This window comes from Brevundimonas sp. (assembly GCF_965278935.1).
In the GTDB taxonomy this organism is placed as follows: Bacteria; Pseudomonadota; Alphaproteobacteria; order Caulobacterales; family Caulobacteraceae; genus Brevundimonas.
This window is the reverse complement of sequence record NZ_OZ257124.1, coordinates 2,190,611-2,209,545: the sequence shown is the minus strand read 5'-3', so window position 1 is coordinate 2,209,545 and position 18,935 is coordinate 2,190,611. Positions and strand designations below refer to the sequence as shown.

Sequence of the window (18,935 nt, the reverse complement as noted above, 5' to 3'; positions counted from 1 at the left end):
GACGTCGCCCCTTCACAGGACGGCGTAAGTCCATAGGGTTCGCCTCCTCGCAGCCGAGGAGTCCGCCCATGCGCCGTCGCACCTTCCTGTCGACCCTGCCCGCGGGGGCCTTGGTAGCGGCGACCGGCTCCCCAGCCGCAGCGCGAACGACGGCACAAGCCAGCCCTGAGAACCCCTTCGCTGGCGTCACCATGGGCGACCGGATCACCGGCGCGCCGTTCGCGGGGCGGTCGACCGTGTGGGGCATGAACGGCGCAGCGGCGACCGCGCATCCGACCGCGACCCTGATCGGCATCGACACCCTGAGGCGCGGCGGTTCGGCCATCGATGCGGCCATCGCCATCAACGCGGCGCTCGGCTTCCTGGAACCGACTGCCAACGGCATCGGTGGCGACGCCTTCTGCATGCTGTGGGACCCGGCGCAGCGGAAGGTTGTCGGCTTCAACGGCTCGGGCAACAGCCCACGCGGTCTGTCGCTGGAGACGGCGCGGTCGCGAGCGGTGACCGGTTCTCTGCCCAGCCATGGCGCGGTGACGGTCAACGTGCCGGGGACGGTGGACGCCTGGTGGAGCGCGCATCAGCGCTACGGCAAGCTGCCTTGGGCCGACGTGCTGATCCCGGTCGCGGAACTGTGCGAGCAGGGCGTGCCCATGCCGCAGACCATCGCCTGGTACATGGAACGGAACATGGCCGGGTTCGATCGCTCGACGGTCATCGAGGAGAACGACAACCGCAAGCTCGTCTATGCGCCGGGCGGCCGGACGCCGCGCGTCGGCGAGGTCTTCGCCAATCCGCATCTGGGCCGCACCCTGAGGCTGATCGCCGAGGGCGGACGCGACGCCTTCTACCAGGGTCCGATCGCCGAACAGATCGAGCGCTATTTCCGGCGCATCGGCGGCTGGATGACCCGCGCCGATCTGGCCGCCCACCGGACCGAATGGGTCGAGCCGATCCGGACCGACTATCGCGGCGTGGACGTCTATGGCCTCGGCCCGAACACCCAGGGCCTGTCGACCAACCAGATCCTCAACATCTGCGAACAGTTCGACCTGAAGGGGATGGGTTTTCAGTCGGCGGCCTCGATCCACCATCAGGCGGAGGCCAAGCGGCTGGCGTTCGAGGACCGGGCCAGATGGTTCGCCGACGAGCGGTTCTCGCAGACCCCGGTCGAGTGGCTGAACTCCAAGGCCTATGCCGCCGAACGGGCGCGACTGATCCGGCCGGACCGGGTCATGGACCGCGCCTTCCCCGGCGACGCGCCGACGCACGGCGATACGACCTATTTCAGCGTCGCCGACAGGGACGGGATGATGGTCAGCTGGATCCAGTCCAACTATCGCGGCATGGGCTCCGGCCTCGCGCCCGACGACGGCGAGCGGCCGCTGGGCTTCATGTTCCAGGACCGGGGCGAGCTGTTCGCCCTGACCGACGGGCATCCGAACATTTATGCGCCGGGCAAGCGCCCCTTCCACACCATCATCCCGGGCTTCGCCTGCAAGGACGGAGAGCCTTGGATGGCGTTCGGCGTGATGGGCGGCGGCATGCAGCCCCAGGGTCAGGCGCAGATCATCATCAACATGGTCGACTACGGCCTCGACCCGCAGGAGGCCGGCGACAGCCCGCGCTGGCAGCACGAGGGCTCGTCCGAACCCACGGGTCAGGCGGCCGAGGGCGTCGGCGTCCTGCATCTCGAGAACGGCGTGCCGCAGGTGACGCGCGCGGGCCTCGAACAGCGGGGCTGGGTACTCGGCCCGACCGACGGCGGCTTCGGCGGCTACCAGAACGTCATGCGCCAGACCAACGGTGAAGGCCGGTGGACCTACGGCGCGGCGACCGAGATGCGCAAGGACGGCGTAGCCCTGGCTTACTGAGCCCCGGCCTGGGCCTCCACCACGTCCGGCTCCAGCTTGTAAACCGTGGCGCAGTACTCGCACGTGACGTGGATCTTGCCGTCGGGCTCGACCATCTCTGCGCGTTCTTCCGGACCGAAGGAGGCCAGAACGGCGCCGATGCGCTCGGCGGAGCAGCGGCATTGAGCCTTGAGGGCGCGGGCGTCCTCCAGCCGCACGCCGTCCTCGTGGAACAGCCGGAACAGCAGGGTTTCCGGCGTGATCGTCGGATCAACCAGTTCGTCGTCGCCCAGCGTCTGGAACAGGGCGCGGGTGCGGTCCCAGACCTCTTCGGTCGAGCCGCGGGCGTCGTCGGCGGCGATCAGCTGGATCAGGGCGCCGCCCGCGCGCCAGGTCGTGCCGATCTCGTCGGTGACGGAGCCGACGGCGAGACGGACCTTGGTCGGGATCTGCTCGGACTGGACGAAGTAGTGTTCCGCCGCCAGCGACAGGCTCTCGCCTTCGATGGGCGTAATGCCCTGGGTGCGTTCGAAATCGGGGCCGCGATCCAGGGTCATGACGAAGACGCCCTGGCCCAGCAGCGTCCTGGCGCCCGGACGTGCGAAGCCGCTGGACGCGGCCGCGACCTCTTCCTCGTCGAACCGGCAGTAGCCGCGCAGGTGACCGTCGGTGTCGTAGTCGGCGACGACGTACTTCACCGGCCCGTCACCCTGGGCCTGGACGATCAACCGGCCCTCGAACTTCAGCGCCGAGCCGACCAGGGCCGCGAGCGCGCAGGCCTCGCCGAGCAGGGCTGCGACCGGTTCCGGATAGGCGTGGGCGGACAGGATCTTGTCGATGGCGTCGCCCAGACGGACCAGACGACCGCGAACGGGCCAGCCCTCGATCTGGAAGGCGGCGGCGAGGTTGTCGGTCGGGGCGGAAACGGCGGCGGGCTCGTGATCGGTCACGGCGGGTCCTTGGCGGGCAAGATCTCGGGAACGGCGCAAGATAGGAAGCCGATGCGGCCTTTGTAAGGGCGACAGCCTGTCGGCTCGCGCGGGCGCGTTCGCGTGCTATCTCTCGCAACCGGGCGCACGGCCCGCCCGTTCTGATGCCGACACCGACGAAAGCGCAGCCCATGCCCGCCAAGCCGAATCTCAAGCCCGTCAGCCAGCAGGCCATCGTCATCACCGGCGCGACCTCCGGCATCGGTCTGGCCACCGCGCGCCGGGCGGCGAAGGCCGGAGCCTGCGTTTTTCTGATCGCGCGGGGCGAAAGCGACCTGAGGGCGCTGGTCGAGGAGCTGCAACAGGAGGGGGCGCGGGTCGCCTATGCCGTGGCCGACGTCGCCGATTACGATGCACTGGCCGAGGCGGCGGACAAGTGCCGGCGGCTGTTCGGCGGCTTCGACACATGGGTGAACAACGCGGGCGTCTCGATCTACGGCGCGATCCGCGAGACGACCTTGGAGGACCAGCACCAGCTGTTCGAGACCAACTACTGGGGCGTCGTGAACGGGTCGCTGGTGGCGGCCGAGCACCTTCGGGCGCGGCCGGACGGCGGCACGATCGTCAACGTCGGCTCGGTGCTGGGCGACGCGCCCATGCCGGTGCAGGGCGTCTATTCGGCGTCGAAGCACGCAGTGAAGGGGTTCACCAACGCCTTCCGGATGGAGTTGATGCGCGAAGGCGCGCCCGTCGCGGTCAGCCTGGTCAAGCCGGCTGCGGTGGATACGCCCTATTCGAAGCACGCCCGCAACCTGACCGGCTATGCGGTGCAGAACCCGCAGCCCGTCTATGCGACCCACGTGGTCGCCGACACCGTCCTGTGGTGCGCCTCCCATCCGATCCGGGAAATCACCGTCGGCGGGGGAGGGCGCGTCATAGCGTCTTTCTACGCCCTGCTGCCGGGTCTGGCGGAACCACTTTTCGCCCGGTTCGCTCCTAGCCTCATGCGGGACAGTGGTTCCGCCTATCAGCCGTATGACGACGGGCTCTACGACCCGACCGACGACGGCCTCGACGAAGAGGTTCACTATCCCATGGTCCGACAGTTCAGCGCCCTGGCCGAAGTTCGCAAACACCCCGGCTATACCGCCGGTTCGCTGGCGCTCGTCGCCACCGCCGCGCTGGTGACGTACCTGCTGACACAGCGGACGGGCCCGCGCCGGTTCGAGGAACTGCGCGACCGGTTCGACCCGCGCGGCTGGATCGACGCAGAGGCCCTGCGCCACCGTTTCGACGACATCTCTCGCGGCCTGACTGAGCGGGCCGAAGAAGTCAGTGACCGCGTAGGCGATCTGGGCGACGACGCCCGCCATCAGGCGAAGAAGCTGCTCAAGCGCGGCCAACGCGCCGTGTCGGACAAGCAGCGTCGCAAATACGCTCGCGACGCGCGCCGCTACGCCGAGGAAACCGGTCGTTCGGCCCGTCGCTATGCAGACGACGCGGGTCGTTACGCCAAGGATCATGCTCGTGAAGGCGGGGCGCTACTGGCCGTTGCGACTATTGCGGCGGCGATCGGCGCGGCGGCTCTGGAGAGCCAGCGGCCCGACAGTCGCGTGCGTCGCCTGACGGGGCTGTAAAAGCCCCACAAACCCGTTGCTGCGTCTGCGAAGGTCAGCGAAAGAGGGGCATGACCGCCGCTCCGACGCTGATTTTCGACTTCGATTCGACCCTTGTGCGCATCGAAACCCTCGAAGCCCTCGCAGATATCGCCCTTGAGGGGCATGTCGATGCCGTATGGATCCGCGCGCAGATCGCGTCGCTGACCGACCGTGCGATGGCCGGAGAGGTCGATTTCGGCGACGCTCTGCGGTCGCGCCTGGCCATGCTGCCGCTGACGAGGGCGCACGTGCAGGCCTTGGCCGACCGCATTCTGGACGAAGGCACGCCGTCGGTGCGGCGCAACCTTCGCTTCTTCAATGAGAACGCGGCCAGCATCATCATCCTTTCGGGCGGCTTCCGCGAGGTGATCGCGCCGGTTGCCGAGCGGCTCGGCGTGTCGCCGGATCGGGTGATCTGCAACGACCTGATCTATGACGCGGACGGCGTGGTGACGGGCGTCGACGACGCCAACCCTCTGTCGCACGAGAACGGTAAGCCGACGGTGATCAAGGCGCTGGGGCTGAAGGGGCCGGTGGTCATGGTCGGCGACGGCTGGAACGATGCCGAGGTCAAGCTGGGCGGGGCGGCCGACCGGTTCTACGCCTTCACCGAGATCGCGAGACGAGAAAAGGTCGTGGCCGTCGCCGATGGCGAGGCGAGGTCGATCGACGAACTGCTGCACGCCGAGGGTCTGGCCGGCCGCTGGTCCTATCCTCGCAGCCGGATTCGCATGCTTCTGCTCGAGAACATCCATCCCGCCGCCGTCGAGCGGCTGGAGGAGGCGGGCTACTCCGTCGAGACGATGAAGGGTGCGCTGGACGAGGCGGACCTGATCGAGCGGATCAAGGGGGTCCATGTCCTGGGTATCCGGTCCAAGACCAATGTCACCGAAGCGGTGCTGGAGGCGGCGGACCGTCTGCTCGCCGTCGCCGCTTTCTGCATCGGCACCAACCAGATCGACCTGGACGCCTGCGCGGCCAGGGGCGTGGCGGTGTTCAACGCGCCCTATTCCAACACCCGCAGCGTGGTCGAACTGGCGGTCGGCCTGACCATCACCCTGATGCGCGACGTGGTCGACAAATCGGCCGCCATGCATACTGGAAAGTGGAACAAGTCCGCCGACGGCTCGCGCGAACTGCGCGGCAAGACCCTGGGCATCGTCGGCTACGGCGCCATCGGATCCCAGCTGTCGGTCCTGGCCGAGGCTCTGGGGATGCGGGTGATTTTCTACGATCTGAGCGAACGTCTGGCGCTCGGCAATGCGAAGCGGATGCGGTCGCTCGACGCGGTTCTGGCCGAGGCCGATGTGGTCACCCTCCACGTCGACGGGCGGCGCGAGAACGCCAATCTGATCGGTGCGTCCGAGTTCCAGATGATGCGGCCCGGGACCCTGTTCCTGAACCTGTCGCGCGGCCATGTCGTCAACGTCGGCGCCCTGGCCCAGGCGATTGGCTCGGGACGGATCGGCGGTGCGGCCCTGGACGTCTTCCCGGAGGAGCCGCGCACCAACGCCGACCCGTTCGACAGCCCGCTGATGGGGCTGAAGAACGTCATCCTGACCCCGCACATCGGCGGCTCGACCGAGGAGGCGCAGGAGGCCATCGCCGAGTTCGCGGCCGAGCGTCTGCTGGGCTACCTCAATCGCGGCGACACCACCTTCTGCGTCAACCTGCCGAACGTTCAACTGACCGAGGTCTCGGGCGGACACCGCATCCTGCACATCCACAGGAACCAGCCGGGCGTCATGGCGGAGCTGAACCGCGAACTGTCGGCGGCGGGCCTGAACATCCTCGGCCAGCATCTGAAGACCGACGAACGCACCGGCTACGTCATCACCGACGTGGACCGCGACTACGACCCCCAGGCGCTGCGGGTGCTGAAGACTGTGGCCGGAACGCTGCGTTTCCGCCTGCTCCACTAGAAGCTTCCCCGGCGGCATCTTGCGCTCTCCCGAAACGGGCGCAGACTGTCGCGTAACGGTCGTGCTCAATCGACCGACGGGAGGAAGACCATGTCACGCAATCTTCGCGGCGCAGCCCTCGCTGCGCTGACGCTCGCCGCATCCGCCGCGCTCGCCACCGCCGCCTCGGCCCAGACCTATGGCCGTCTGGTCGTGCTGGGCGACTCGCTGAGCGACAACGGCAACCTGTACCTCGCCTCGGGCGGGACCCAGCCGCCGTCGCCGCCCTATTTCCAGGGCCGGTTCTCCAACGGGCGGGTGTTCACCGAACTGCTTGGCTTCAATGCCGTCAACTTCAACGGCGCCGTGACCGGCAGCATCAACCTGGCCTACGGCGGGTCGCGGACCGACAACAACGTCGCCTTCCCGCCCGGGATGCGCCAGCAGCTGACGACCTACCTCGCCCGTGGCGGCGTGTTCGGCCCGAACGATCTGGTCAGCGTTCTCGGCGGCGCCAACAACATCTTCCAGGCCCTGCCGGCCGCTGGTGCGAGCACCAGTCCGACAGCCGCGCTCACGCCGACTCTGACCGCTGCGGTGGCGGACATGAATTTCCTGGTCAATGACATCGCCGGCCGCGGAGCGGGGACGATCCTGGTGACCAACCTGCCGCGGCTGGGCATCACGCCCCAGTTCCGCACCTCGCCGGCCTCGCCCCTGGCCGACTACGCAGGCTCGACATTCAACAGCGGCCTGCAGGCGGCCCTGATGACCACCGCCGCCGCGCGGCCCGGCACGAACATCATCCTGTTCGACCTCGCCAAGGTCTCGGACACCCTGGCGGCCAACCCGGGTCTGTTCGGCCTCACCAACGTGACCGACTCCTGTTTCAACGGGGTCACCGTCTGCGCCAATCCGGACAGCTATCTCTACTTCGACGGCGTCCACCCGACCGCCGCCGGTCACCGGCTGATCGCGACCCTAGCCAGCGACTACCTCTACTACGGCGACCGCGCGGCCGGTTCGACCCTGCAGGGCGAGACGGCCTATCGGCACCGCGAGGACGCGCTGGACGCCTCCAGCGCCAGGTTGTCGGGCCATGCGCCGTGGGAAGCCGGGACCTCGATCTCGGTCGGCGGCCTCTATGATCGCTCCGAGACGGACGCGCGCGGTACGGTCGCTTCGGCCGAGTCCGACGGCGTCGGCGCAGAGATGCGCATGGAGTCCGGGACCGAGACCTGGCGCTTCGGCCTGGCGGGCAGCTGGCGCGACGCGGATGTCACGTCGGGACCGACCAGCTTCAGTCTGCAGACCCTGGCCGTGGACGCCTACGCAGGCTGGCGTTCGGGCTCGATGTTCCTGAACGTCGCCGGCGGCATCGCCAGCGACGATTACGATGACATCAAGCGGATCAGCGCCCTGGCGCCCATCGTTCAGATCGGCGAGACGCGGGGCACGAGCGCCGGGGCCCGCGCGCAGGGCGGGATGTGGTTCGACGCCGGCGGCATCGCCGTCTCGCCGCGCGTGGCCGTGACCTGGGCGAACTCGGACGTCGATGGCTACTACGAACAGGGCGCCGCGGCCTCCTATGAGTACCGCGACCGTTCGGTGACGGGCGTCACCGCCGAGGTCGCTCTGCGGGCCGAGGGCGACATGGGCGGCTTCGCCGTCTTCGTGGAGGGCGGCTATCGCGACAGCCTGGATGACAGTTCGGACGCCGTGCGCGTCGGCATCGCCGGCAACCCGGCCCAGGTGCTGTCGCGCGGCTTCGATGACCCGTTCGGCGGCTCGGTCCTGGCCTCGGCCGGGCTGAGCGGCGACCTGGGTCCGTTCGAGGTCGAGATCGGCTATCGCGGTCGCTTCGGCGATCACGCCGACAGCCATATGGGCGGCATCACCGTGACCCTGCCGCTCTAGGCGACAGCACACGGACCCATCGCGAAGCGCGTCGGCCCCGCGGCCGGCGCGCTTTTCGTTTGCGCGCGTTCCCGGGGTGCGACGCCCTGTCGTTATCCCCGCCCCAAAGTCGCCCCATGAATTGTTAATACGGCCGTTCGCCGAAGCGCGCGCCGGTCCTGGACCCGCGCCCACTGGCGTCCATTGCTTTCGAAAAGCGCCACCGAGCCGACGACTTCATGCGCCGACTGTTTCCGACCGCCCGTGCCTTCCTGACCCACTCCGGCCAGACCGCCGCCCTCATGGGCGTCGCCGTCATGGCCATGGCCATGGCGCCCGCGGACCCGGAACCCCGCATCCAGACCTTCGCCCTGCCGGAGCTGCCGCCCGTCATGGCCGTGGCCGAGCCGGCGGGTCCTCTGACGCGCCCGATGACGTTCGAGGAGCCGGTGCGCGGTTTCGCCATCAACTCCCGCTTCGGCATGCGCCGCCTGGGCGGCGAGCCGGGCGCCCGGATGCACAAGGGCGTCGACATCGCCGCGCCGCAGGGCACGTCGGTCTACTCGGCCGCCGAGGGCGAGATCGTCCGCATCGGCCACCAGCCCGAGGGCTACGGCAACTTCATCGAGATGCGCCACCCGAACGGCATGACCACGATGTACGCTCACCTGAGCCGCATCGACGTGGCGTCCGGCGACCGGGTGCTCGCGGGCGAGCGGATCGGCCTCGTTGGCTCGACCGGCTATTCCACCGGCCCGCACCTGCATTTCGAGGTCCGTCGGGGCGGTGCGCAGGTGAACCCGTCGCGCGTCGTCGGCGAGACCTTCCTGGTCGTGGTCCCGGATCCCGCTTTCGGCTGATTGATCGCCGCGACGCCGAATACGGTTTGCATGTAAAGCGTCCTTTGCTACCCCTAGGTCTGTAGTTTGACCGGGGGATGAGTATGGCGGCCTTGACGCTCGACGGCGTGAGCAAGCGCTACGGCGATTTTCAGGCGGTGAAGGACCTGAGTTTCCAGGTTCAGAAGGGGGCCATCTGCGGCTTCCTGGGTCCGAACGGCGCGGGCAAGACCTCGACCATCCGCATGATCCTGGGTCTGCAGTCGGCCTCGGCTGGAACCATCGATATTCTCGGCGCGTCCGACGGGCGCAAGGTGCGCGACCGGATCGGCTTCCTCCCCGAGGAGCGCGGCCTCTACAAGAAGATGACCCCGGTCGAGGCGATCGCCTTCTTCGGCTCGCTGAAGGGCCTGCCGGCCAGCGAGGGCAAGCGCCGTGCGCGCGAGATGCTGATCGCCCAAGGGCTGGGCGCGTCGCAGAAAAAGAAGATGAAGGAGCTGTCCAAGGGGATGGCCCAGAAGGTCCAGTTGATCGCCTCGATCGTGCACCGGCCGGAGTTCGTGATCCTGGACGAGCCGTTCAGCGGCCTCGATCCGGTCAACCAGCAGGGGCTGGAGACGGTGATCCGCGATCTGGCCGCCAACGGGGCGACGGTGCTGTTCTCCACTCACGTGATGCAGCACGCCGAGCGACTGTGCGACCAGGTCGTGCTGATGGCGCGCGGCCGGAAGGCCTTTGACGGCACGGTGACCGAGGCGCGGGCGACCTCGCGACGCTTCCTCGAGCTGGAAGGTGAAATTTCGGCCGAGGCCGTGGCGGCCCTGCCGGGCGTGACCGGGGTCGAGGTGGTGTCGGATCAAGGCGGCGTGCGTGTGCTGAAGGGCGCGCTGGCCAGCGGCGCGGGCGGGCAGGAGGCGCTGAAGACCGCCTTCATCAGCGGCCTCGATGTGCGCAGATTCGAGCTCAAGGAGCCGACCCTGCATGACGCCTTTATCGACCTGACCGGCGATCATCCCGATCAGGACCAGAGCGTGGCCCGACCTGCCGCCAAGTCGGAGGCCGTCCAATGAACCGTATCCTGTTGATCGCCCAGCGCGAGTTCCTGGCCTACGCCAAGACGGTCGGCTTCTGGCTGTCGCTGCTGGCCTTCCCGCTGTTCGCCGTGCTCGGCGGGGCCGTGCCCCTGCTGATGCGGGGCGCCGATCCCGTGCGCGCCGTCGTCCTGATCGAGGAAGGCCCGGCCGCCACCGGTCTGGCCGCTGCCGTGAAGAACGTCCTCGATTCGGACGCCCAACGTCAGGCCGAACGCGCCCGTGAAGCCGCCGAGAAGGCCGCGAAATCGTCGGGAGCGCCTCCCGGGGCCGCCGAAAGCGCGATCGCTTCGATGACCCGGTCGCGGATGCGGTTCGTCGATGCGCCCGCCGACCTGTCCGCCGCCACGCCCGGCGCGGCCCAGGACGCGATCGTGCGTCGCTATCTGACCGACGAGACGCCCAAGGAACAGCGGCTGGACGCCGTCGTCTTCCTGACCCGCACACCCGAGGGGCCGGCGGCCAGGGTCTGGGCTGCACGGGCGACCGACGACACGGTCGAGGACTTCGTGCGCCGCGCCCTGCGCGACGAGAACCGCGACACCGTCCTGCGCGAAGCCGGGATCGACCGGGCCGTGGTCGAGCGGGTCGACGCCTTCAGGCCTGAGATCAACGTCTTCTCGCCCCGGTCCGCCGGAGGAGGGGAGGTGTCGTTCAAGGACCGCCTGCCCGGCATCATCGGCCTGGCCTTCAGCTTCATCCTGTGGTCGCTGATCATCACCGGCGCCTCGATCCTGCTGAACAGCGTGATGGAAGAGAAGTCGAACAAGATCCTCGAGGTCCTGTTGTCGTCGGCCTCGGCGACCGAAATCCTGACGGGCAAGGTGCTGGGGGTGGCGATGCTGACCCTGTCGGTGCTGGTCGTCTGGGGCGGGATCGGGGCCGTCGGCCTCATCACGGCGGCGCCGTCGGTGGCCGGAGACGTGGCCGCGGTTCTGATGACCAACGGGCTGATCTTCTACTTCATCGGCTACATCGTCGGCGGCTACCTGATGTACGCGGTGCTGTTCGCGGCCATCGGCGCCTTCTGCGAGACGCCGCGCGACGCCCAGACCCTGATGGGGCCGATCATGATGGTGCTGGTCGTGCCCCTGCTGGTCGTCCAGATGGCGCTGGTGAACCCCGACGCGCCGGCGGTGAAGTTCCTGTCCTGGGTGCCCTTCTTTACCCCCTTCCTGATGAGCGCGCGGGCGCCGTCAGGGCCGCCGCTGATCGAGATCATCGGCACGATGGCGGGGATGTTCGCGGTGGCCCTGCTGATGGTGTGGCTGGCCGGGCGCGCGTTCCGGGCGGGCGCTCTGTCGGACGTGAAACTGAGCTGGAAGAGCTTCGGCCAGGCGATCAGCGGCGGCGGGCGGTAAAAGTCAGGCTTTTCCCTCCCCCTCGGGGGAGGGTCGTCGCGTAGCGACGGGGTGGGAACGGCCGGCGATCCAGATGCAAATCTCTGGCGCCTTGCCTTGCCGCCCCCACCCGGTCTCCGCTGCGCTCCGACCACCCTCCCCCGCAGGGGAGGGAGAACATCGACCAGGAATCAAAAAGGCCGCCCCGTGAGGAGCGGCCTTTGAATCTTTACCTGCGTCGCGGCCCTAGGCGCGCGGGACGCGGGGCTTCGGAGGCGGCAGCAGGCCTTCGCGCTGCATGCGCTTGCGAGCCAGCTTGCGGGCGCGACGAACGGCCTCGGCCTTCTGGCGGGCGCGCTTCTCCGAGGGCTTCTCGTAGTGCACGTGGCGCTTCATTTCACGGAAGCTGCCTTCGCGTTGCATCTTCTTCTTGAGGGCTTTGAGCGCTTGATCGACGTTATTATCGCGAACGAAAATCTGTACCAGGTTGAACTCTCCTTTGGCCGCCCGCCGCGTCCTTGAGAGGCGGGCAGACAAATAAAATCGGTTCCCGCGGACAACAGCCCGGCGAGCGAAGGCGTGCGGATACACCAAGCCTCGCCCCCTGTCCAGATCGTCACAGCGCTTCCGTGACGCTCGCGATCCCGCTGTGACGGGCGTATCATGGCGAAATGACCGAGACGCCGCACCTGTCGAACGCACCTGAAGGCGCCAACGAACCGGATTGGGCCGACCGGATGGAGCAGTCGGTGCTCGATTCGGCGCTGGAACGGGCTCCACGCCTGGGCTGGAACGCGCGACTGGTGCGCGACGCCTGCGCCGCGAACGGGTTGAGCGACGGCGATCAGGAGCTGTTGCTGCCCAACGGGCCGCGCGATCTGGCGGCCCTGCTGTGGCGTCGCCATGACGCTGAGGCGCTGGCTGAACTGGGCGATCCGGCGGGTCTGAAGATTCGGGAGCGAATCGCCCGGGCGCTGGAGACGCGGCTGGAGGTCGCCATGGCCCATCCGGAGGCCGAAAAGCGGGCGGCGGGCTTCATGGCCCTGCCGACCAATGCCGATCTGGCGCTGAGCCTGACCTGGGCGACGGCGGACGGCTTGTGGCGCTGGGCCGGGGATACGGCGACCGACTGGAACCACTATTCGAAGCGAACCATCCTGTCGGGCATCCTGATCCCGGCGATGACCCTGCGTCTGTTCAACGGCAGGGACGCGTCGGACGCCTTCGTCGCGGCGCGGATCGAGAACGTCATGACCTTCGAGAAATGGAAGGCGGGCAAGGACTTCGACGCCCCGGTGCGCAAGATCACCGAGATGCTGAGCCGGCTGAGATATCCGCAGAGGACCTAGAGTTTGGCGGCCTCGGCGGCTGCGCGGGCGTCGGCCCGGTTGTCTCGCAGCGCGGCGTCCCGGCCAGCCTGTGTGCCGAAATTATAAGAGATCACGACAAGCACGCCCAGCAGCGCCACGGCCGCCCCGACCTTGGCCAGGCGGTGCTTCCGGATTTCCGGCGTCAGGAAGAGCACGGCGGCAAGGCCGAGGAACAGGATCGGGATGAGAGTCTGAAGGGTCATGGGCCGAGTTTCGCATACCGCCGGTGCGGCGCAAGTCAGGCGAGAGGCCGCACTCTGTTCACATGCGCCATCTTGCGGCCCGGGCGGGCTTCGGCCTTGCCGTAGAGGTGGAGGCGGTGGTCGGGCCTGGCGGCGAGTTTCGACCACTGCTCAACCTCATCGCCCAGCAGATTGGTCATCTCGACCTGGGCGTGGGCCTTGGTGGGGCCCAACGGCCAGCCGGCGACGGCGCGGATGTGCTGTTCGAACTGGTCGCAGACACAGCCGTCCTGGGTCCAGTGGCCCGTATTGTGGACCCGAGGGGCGATCTCGTTGACCAGCAACTCGCCATTCCCGAGATCGAACAGCTCGATGCCGATGACGCCGACGTAGGCGAGACCGTCGAGGATGGCGTTGGCGATAGCCTTCGCCCGCTTTTCCGTCCCGGCGTCGATCTTGGCGGGTGCGTTGGTGGTGCGCAGGACGCCGCCCGCGTGCCTGTTCTCGCCCAGCGGATAGACGGCGACGGCGCCGTCACGGCCTCTGGCGGCGATGATCGATAGCTCGCGGGTGAAGGCGGCTTTGGCCTCAAGAATGGCCGGGCGACCGCCGAGTTCGGCCAGCGCCGCCCCGGCCTGCTTCGCCGACTTGATCCAGACCTGGCCCTTGCCGTCGTAGCCGTCGCGGCGGGTCTTGAGCAGGGCGGGCGTGCCGAGTTGCTCCAGGGCGGCGGTCAGGTCGTCGAGGCTGTCGACGGCGACGAACTCGACCGTGGTCGCGCCGACGGCGTTGAGGAAGGTCTTTTCGTCGACCCGGTCCTGGGCGACCGCGAGAGCCGTCGGGCCGGGCGCGACGAGGGCGCCGGCTTCGGCCAGGCGCTCGACAGAGGCGGCGGGGACGTTCTCGAACTCGAAGGTGACCACGTCGCAGACGCGACCGAAGACGTTCAGGGCCGTCGGGTCGTCATAGGCCGCGACGATCTGGCCGCGCGAGACGCGACCGGCGGGGCTGTTCTCCTCAGGGTCGAGAATGACCACGTCGAAGCCGAGGCGCGAGGCGGCCTGCGACAGCATCCGGCCCAGCTGGCCGCCGCCGAGGATGCCGATGGTCGAGCCGGGCGCGAGGGGAGGAGGAAGGGACAAGATCAGTCTTCGACGCTCTCGTGGACCGAGTCGGTCTGGGCCTCGCGGAAGTCGTCGAGGCGACCGGCGAGGACCGCGTCGTTCAGGGCCAGGATCTGGGCGGCGAGGATTCCGGCGTTCTTCGCGCCCGCCTCGCCGATGGCCAAGGTGGCGACGGGGACGCCGCCGGGCATCTGGACGATGGAGAGGAGGCTATCGAGCCCCTTGAGCGCCTTGGACTGGACCGGGACCCCCAGCACCGGCAGCGGCGTCATCGAGGCGGCCATGCCGGGCAGGTGGGCGGCCCCGCCGGCGCCGGCGATAATGACCTTGAAGCCGGCCGCCTTGGCCCCGGTCGAGAACTCGACCAGGCGCTGGGGCGTACGGTGAGCAGAGACGACGCGGGCATCCCAGCCGACGCCCAGACGGTCGAGCATGTCTGCCGCGTGCTTCATGGTGGGCCAGTCCGAGCGGCTGCCCATGATGATCGCCACCGGCGGGGTCGTCGTCGCCATGCTGTGTCAGCTCTCGCGAGGAAAGCGGCCGGTTACAGCACGCGCGTTGCGCCCGCAACCAAGGGCGTTAGCTTGGGGGCAGGCGGCGCACGCATTGAGTCGCGCCCGGAGTGGCCTCTCGACGTGACCGACGCGCCGAATATCGACCCGATCGCCGATCCCCAGGCGGAGATCGCCCGGCTGCGCGCCGAGGTGGCGGTCCTGACCGCGCGCGCCGAGGCAGCCGAGGCGGCGGCGGAGCATGACGTCCTGACGCCTGTTCTGAACCGGCGCGGCTTCGTGGCGGCGATGACGCGGACCATGGCCTACTGCACCCGCTACAAGGTCCCGGCGGTGCTGCTGTATCTGGACCTCGACGGGTTCAAGGCGGTCAATGACAGCCTGGGCCATGCGGCAGGGGATGCGGCTCTGGTCAGGGTCGCGGAACTGCTGGTGGAGAATGTGCGGGCGACCGACGCCGTCGGGCGGCTGGGCGGTGACGAGTTCGCCGTACTGCTGCTCAACGCCGACATGGATGCCGGCAAGGAGAAGGCCGCCGGGCTGAAGGCGGCGCTTGAAGGGGCGGAATTCAGCTGGGATGGGTCGGCGGCGCCGTTGGGCGGCTCGTTCGGCGTGCGGGCCTTCGCCGGGCAGGCGGATGTCGAGACCTGGCTGGCCGAGGCGGATGCGGCGATGTGGGTTCGCAAACGCAGAAGATAGTTCGTAAAAACAACTTCTTATGCGGCAATGCGCAGGCTGAGTCTAAGGCGATGCACTCTCTGGACTCGGACAGACAGAGTCCAACGTGTCCCCCTCTGCCAAGGGGGACGGGGTCAGCTAGGCGATGATGTCGGGGAGAATCCGGCTCTCGATCTTCACGATCTCGTCGCGCAGCAACAGCTTCTTGCGCTTCAGCCGGGCGATCAGGAGCTGGTCCGGGATCGGCATGTGCGACAGGGCCTCGATGGAGGCATCGAGGTCGGCGTGCTCGAGACGCAGGAGCTTCACCTCTGCATGCAGGGCGATCTCGTCGTCGGTCAGGAAGGGTTGGTCGTCGTTCATGCGGTCCCCGCGAAGGCGGGCTTATACCCGAGGCCGGGTCAGGCCGGAAGGCGTTCGGCGAGTGTCGTGAGGCCCGGGCGCGGCACGACGCGGCTCCAGACGCGGGCGACGGCGACAAGGGCCTCGATGGCGGGCCTCGGCGGGCCGGACGGGGCGGGGGCGAGAGCCTCCAGACCGGCCATCAGATGGCGTTCGGCGGCCAGTTCGACGGCCTTCACCGCCTCGCGCAGGCTCTCGCGGGCCGCATTGTCGATATCGGGGTTCGCGCCCTTCAAGGTGCGGCGCAGGGTCCGCAAGGGCGTGACAGCGGCGGCGTCCCAGGCGCGGGCGCAGTCGCAGGCCCCTTCGACGGAGTCCTCGTCGAGCGCGCGGCCCGTCGCGGCGGTCCAGCCGGCCCACAGAAGCAGGGGCACGTTCTGGCCTACGCCGTCCTGAAGCTGAAGGCAGGCCTCCTGCACGCCGGGCGCGGCATAGGCCTTCAGCGCCCAGTCCCAGAACGGGCTCTCCTGCGGGCTACCATTCGCGGCGCGAGCGCTCGCTGCTTGAGCCGCCTCGCTCATTCGGAAGTCGCGCCCTTGAGCCCGGTCCAGCGCTTCACGGGAGCCCAGTCGAGGCCGAACAGGTCCAGGGCGCGGCCGACGGATTGATCGACCATCTCGTCGATCGACCCGGGCCTGGCGTAGAAGGCGGGCAGGGGCGGGGCGATTGTCGCGCCCATCTCGGCCAGTGCCGTCATCGTGCGAAGATGGCCGAGGTGGAAGGGCGTCTCGCGCACCATCAACACCAGAGGGCGGCGTTCCTTCAGAACCACGTCGGCGGCGCGGGTGAGCAGGGTCGAGGTCACGCCGGTGGCGATCTCGCTCATGGTGCGGACGGAGCAGGGGGCGACGATCATGCCCAGGGACCTGAACGAGCCCGAGGCGATCGAGGCGCCGACATCGGCGAGCTTGTGAACGACGGAGGCGCGGCCGGTCAGGTCGTCGGCGGAGAAATCGGTCTCCTGCGACAATGTGAGCAATGCGGCGCGGGTGACGACCAGATGGCTCTCGACGCCGAGGTCCTTCAGCGCGTCCAGCACCCGGATTCCGTAAATCACCCCCGATGCGCCGGAGATTCCGACCACGAGACGGGTCGGCGGGTTCCGTACGGCTACGTTCACATCATGGTCCAAGTTGGGGGCCAGGCTCCGTCGGGTCCGGACGATTTTAAGGATCTGTTGACGTCACCGAACCGTGATTTCACAGACCCGATTTCCGGGCGCTCACTGTGTGGTCCCTTAGACATGGAGGCGCAAGCCATGACCATCGAAGCTCGTATCCGCGAACTGGGAAATCGTCACCGCCAGCTGGATGACACCATCCGGCAGGAGGTGGGACGGCCGTCCGTGGATCCGCTGCAGGTCAGGGAGCTCAAGCGAAGGAAGCTCCGGCTCAAGGAGGAAATCACAAGTCTGGAGGCCAGGGCAGGCTAGCCCCGGTCTCCATCCAGAAAACGAACGGCCCCGGGAGCGATCCCGGGGCCGACTTTCTTTGGGCGCTACGCTCGCGACGCGGTCGCTCGCTGCTTGAGCGCGGGTCTTGGGGTAGGGATCAGTCGTTCGATGTCCCGAACACCGATGCCGCCGTCGGCTCGGCGGTGCGGCGTTCGCGTTCTTCGGGGACGAACTCCGGCTCGGCGGGTTCGGCCTCGATGGGCTGAAGGGCGGCGCCGCCCTTCTTCGCGTCGTCGCGGTTCTTCTTGTCGGCGGCCTTGGAGACCAGTTCGTCCAGCACCAGCTGGCCGACGAGGCCGAGCGTCACCGGATCGACCGGCTTGATGTTGGGGCTGTTCCAGTGGGTGCGGTTGCGCACGCTGTCGATCGTCGACTTGGTGGTGCCCAGCAGTTTGGCGATCTGGGCGTCGGTGACCTCGGGGTGGTTCTTGACGAACCACATAATGGCGTCCGGACGGTCCTGACGGCGCGAGACCGGGGTGTATTTCGGGGCCGGTTTGTGGGTCTTCAGCAGCTCGGCGTGGCGGCTGACGATGGCCTTCATGCGGTAGGCTTCGTTGTCCTGGGCCTTGTCCAGCTCGGCGCGGTCCAGCTGGCCGCCGGTGATCGGATCGACGCCGCGGATGTCGCGTGCCACGTCGCCGTCGGCAATACCGCGCACTTCCAGCGGATGCAGGCCGCAGAAGTCGGCGATCTGTTCGAAGGTCAGCGAGGTGTTGTCCACAAGCCAGACCGCGGTGGCCTTGGGCATCAGGATGTCGGTCATGGGGGCAGTCCCGGAAATGAGGGGCCCGGCGTTCCCGGGCTCTGGATACGACGGCGCCCGACCTTTCGGCCGGGCGCTGATGATTTGATATAGGCTTGTTCGGAGCAAAAGAAAACGTCGTCTGTCGGCGCCATACAGCAACGGTTCATGCTGGAAGTTGAACACTGTCATATCGGACGCGTTCAGCGGCCTTAGGAACCACCAAGGAGGAAGCTCATGTCTATCGCACTCACATCTCTTGCGGCTCTGGCCATGCTGGCCGGCGGCACCCAGGAACGCGCGCCCTCGATGGACGACGGCAGCGGACCCCAGCGCGTCGCGCCGCGCGGCAGCTATGCCGACAGCTGCTCGGGCTCCTATGTGAACCAGGGCCGCCTCTATGCCGACTGCCGCGACGCGCGCGGCAATGTTCGCGGTTCGTCGATCGAGCTAGCGCGGTGCACGTCCAGCGACATCGGCAACGATAACGGCCTGCTGGTCTGCTACAATGTTCGCGGCGAGTACGAAGATCGCGGCGGCAACAACGGTGGCGGCTGGGGTAACGGCGGCAACAACGGCGGCGGTTGGGGCAACGGTGGCAACAACGGCGGTGGCTGGGGCAACGGCGGCAACAACGGTGGCGGCTGGGGCAACGGCGGCAACAACGGCGGCGGTTGGGGCGGAAACAATGGCCGCAGCGGCATCACCGTCTATGCCGACAGCAACTACCGCGGCTACTCGCAGACGTTCCGCAGCGAGGTTCCGAACCTGAACAGCTCGGGCCTGAACGACCAGATCAGCTCGATCGAGCTGAGCGGGGCCTGGGAGGTCTGCACCGACGCCTACTATCGCGGTCAGTGCCAGATCGTGACGAACAGCGTCCGCAACCTCGGCAACACGGGCTACAACGACCGCATCTCCTCGATGCGTCCGGCCCGGGGCGGCGGTCGCTGGTAAGCGGCTCG

20 protein-coding genes are annotated in these 18,935 nt (G+C 68.2%); 11 read left to right on the top strand and 9 right to left on the bottom strand.

Annotated elements, in window-relative coordinates:
* Positions 1 to 68 precede the first annotated feature (68 nt).
* Positions 69 to 1,871 carry a gamma-glutamyltransferase family protein gene (locus ACQY68_RS11145; RefSeq protein WP_428149496.1) on the top strand — a complete coding sequence of 601 codons (1,803 nt, stop codon included), beginning with the start codon at positions 69 to 71 and terminating at the stop codon, positions 1,869 to 1,871.
* Here ACQY68_RS11145 and ACQY68_RS11140 read toward each other — a convergent pair.
* Complete coding sequence (locus ACQY68_RS11140; protein ID WP_428149495.1) at positions 1,865 to 2,800, bottom strand: Hsp33 family molecular chaperone; 936 nt, start codon at positions 2,798 to 2,800, stop codon at positions 1,865 to 1,867. The two genes, ACQY68_RS11145 and ACQY68_RS11140, sit on opposite strands and share 7 nt — an antisense overlap.
* A gap of 170 nt (positions 2,801 to 2,970) precedes the next feature.
* On the opposite strand from ACQY68_RS11140, the gene ACQY68_RS11135 reads away from it, so the two are divergent.
* The 6 genes from ACQY68_RS11135 to ACQY68_RS11110 all read left to right on the top strand — a co-directional run bounded on the left by ACQY68_RS11135 (position 2,971) and on the right by ACQY68_RS11110 (position 11,525).
* A complete protein-coding gene (locus tag ACQY68_RS11135) occupies positions 2,971 to 4,416 on the top strand; it encodes an SDR family oxidoreductase (protein ID WP_428149494.1) in 1,446 nt (481 codons plus the stop codon).
* A gap of 50 nt (positions 4,417 to 4,466) precedes the next feature.
* Positions 4,467 to 6,359 carry a phosphoglycerate dehydrogenase gene (gene serA, locus ACQY68_RS11130; RefSeq protein WP_428149493.1) on the top strand — a complete coding sequence of 631 codons (1,893 nt, stop codon included), beginning with the start codon at positions 4,467 to 4,469 and terminating at the stop codon, positions 6,357 to 6,359.
* 90 nt (positions 6,360 to 6,449) lie between these two features.
* Positions 6,450 to 8,255, top strand: a complete 1,806-nt coding sequence (locus ACQY68_RS11125) for an SGNH/GDSL hydrolase family protein (protein ID WP_428149492.1) — start codon at positions 6,450 to 6,452, stop codon at positions 8,253 to 8,255.
* Positions 8,256 to 8,473: 218 nt separating this feature from the next.
* Positions 8,474 to 9,094 (top strand): M23 family metallopeptidase, encoded by a 621-nt coding sequence (locus ACQY68_RS11120; protein WP_428149491.1) that lies wholly within the window; start codon positions 8,474 to 8,476, stop codon positions 9,092 to 9,094.
* Positions 9,095 to 9,177: 83 nt separating this feature from the next.
* Positions 9,178 to 10,143 carry an ABC transporter ATP-binding protein gene (locus ACQY68_RS11115; protein WP_428149490.1) on the top strand — a complete coding sequence of 322 codons (966 nt, stop codon included), beginning with the start codon at positions 9,178 to 9,180 and terminating at the stop codon, positions 10,141 to 10,143.
* Positions 10,140 to 11,525, top strand: a complete 1,386-nt coding sequence (locus tag ACQY68_RS11110) for an ABC transporter permease (protein ID WP_428149489.1) — start codon at positions 10,140 to 10,142, stop codon at positions 11,523 to 11,525. The genes ACQY68_RS11115 and ACQY68_RS11110 overlap by 4 nt, the downstream gene beginning before the upstream one ends.
* Positions 11,526 to 11,750: 225 nt before the next feature.
* Here ACQY68_RS11110 and rpsU read toward each other — a convergent pair whose 3' ends face one another.
* A complete protein-coding gene (gene rpsU / locus ACQY68_RS11105) occupies positions 11,751 to 11,990 on the bottom strand; it encodes a 30S ribosomal protein S21 (protein ID WP_298161710.1) in 240 nt (79 codons plus the stop codon).
* 185 nt (positions 11,991 to 12,175) lie between these two features.
* Here rpsU and ACQY68_RS11100 point away from each other — a divergent pair, with 185 nt between their 5' ends.
* A complete protein-coding gene (locus ACQY68_RS11100; protein ID WP_428149488.1) occupies positions 12,176 to 12,853 on the top strand; it encodes a COQ9 family protein in 678 nt (225 codons plus the stop codon).
* Here ACQY68_RS11100 and ACQY68_RS11095 read toward each other — a convergent pair.
* From ACQY68_RS11095 to purE, 3 genes are all read right to left on the bottom strand, one after another.
* On the bottom strand, positions 12,850 to 13,077 hold the full coding sequence (locus tag ACQY68_RS11095) for a hypothetical protein (protein WP_428149487.1): 228 nt from the start codon (positions 13,075 to 13,077) through the stop codon (positions 12,850 to 12,852). The genes ACQY68_RS11100 and ACQY68_RS11095 overlap by 4 nt on opposite strands.
* A 35-nt stretch (positions 13,078 to 13,112) precedes the next feature.
* A complete protein-coding gene (locus ACQY68_RS11090; RefSeq protein ID WP_428152647.1) occupies positions 13,113 to 14,129 on the bottom strand; it encodes a 5-(carboxyamino)imidazole ribonucleotide synthase in 1,017 nt (338 codons plus the stop codon).
* 71 nt (positions 14,130 to 14,200) lie between these two features.
* Positions 14,201 to 14,692, bottom strand: a complete 492-nt coding sequence (purE, locus tag ACQY68_RS11085) for a 5-(carboxyamino)imidazole ribonucleotide mutase (RefSeq protein WP_428149486.1) — start codon at positions 14,690 to 14,692, stop codon at positions 14,201 to 14,203.
* Between the two features lie 123 nt (positions 14,693 to 14,815).
* Here purE and ACQY68_RS11080 point away from each other — a divergent pair, with 123 nt between their 5' ends.
* Positions 14,816 to 15,391 carry a GGDEF domain-containing protein gene (locus tag ACQY68_RS11080; RefSeq protein WP_428149485.1) on the top strand — a complete coding sequence of 192 codons (576 nt, stop codon included), beginning with the start codon at positions 14,816 to 14,818 and terminating at the stop codon, positions 15,389 to 15,391.
* 117 nt (positions 15,392 to 15,508) lie between these two features.
* On the opposite strand, the gene ACQY68_RS11075 is transcribed toward ACQY68_RS11080, so the two are convergent.
* From ACQY68_RS11075 to ACQY68_RS11065, 3 genes are read right to left on the bottom strand one after another with little or no spacing between them, the layout of a single operon-like run.
* Positions 15,509 to 15,733: a YdcH family protein gene (locus tag ACQY68_RS11075; protein WP_428149484.1), complete on the bottom strand. Its 225-nt coding sequence runs from the start codon at positions 15,731 to 15,733 to the stop codon at positions 15,509 to 15,511.
* 38 nt (positions 15,734 to 15,771) lie between these two features.
* Positions 15,772 to 16,293: a TIGR02444 family protein gene (locus ACQY68_RS11070; protein ID WP_428149483.1), complete on the bottom strand. Its 522-nt coding sequence runs from the start codon at positions 16,291 to 16,293 to the stop codon at positions 15,772 to 15,774.
* Complete coding sequence (locus ACQY68_RS11065) at positions 16,290 to 16,892, bottom strand: UbiX family flavin prenyltransferase (RefSeq protein ID WP_428149482.1); 603 nt, start codon at positions 16,890 to 16,892, stop codon at positions 16,290 to 16,292. The genes ACQY68_RS11070 and ACQY68_RS11065 overlap by 4 nt, the downstream gene beginning before the upstream one ends.
* Positions 16,893 to 17,030: 138 nt before the next feature.
* Between ACQY68_RS11065 and ACQY68_RS11060 the strand changes: the two genes are divergently transcribed.
* Positions 17,031 to 17,204 (top strand): YdcH family protein, encoded by a 174-nt coding sequence (locus tag ACQY68_RS11060; protein ID WP_303695499.1) that lies wholly within the window; start codon positions 17,031 to 17,033, stop codon positions 17,202 to 17,204.
* Between the two features lie 118 nt (positions 17,205 to 17,322).
* Here ACQY68_RS11060 and ACQY68_RS11055 read toward each other — a convergent pair whose 3' ends face one another.
* On the bottom strand, positions 17,323 to 17,991 hold the full coding sequence (locus ACQY68_RS11055) for a DUF1013 domain-containing protein (protein ID WP_428149481.1): 669 nt from the start codon (positions 17,989 to 17,991) through the stop codon (positions 17,323 to 17,325).
* Positions 17,992 to 18,207: 216 nt separating this feature from the next.
* Here ACQY68_RS11055 and ACQY68_RS11050 point away from each other — a divergent pair, with 216 nt between their 5' ends.
* Positions 18,208 to 18,927 carry a beta/gamma crystallin-related protein gene (locus ACQY68_RS11050; protein ID WP_428149480.1) on the top strand — a complete coding sequence of 240 codons (720 nt, stop codon included), beginning with the start codon at positions 18,208 to 18,210 and terminating at the stop codon, positions 18,925 to 18,927.
* Positions 18,928 to 18,935 lie beyond the last annotated feature (8 nt).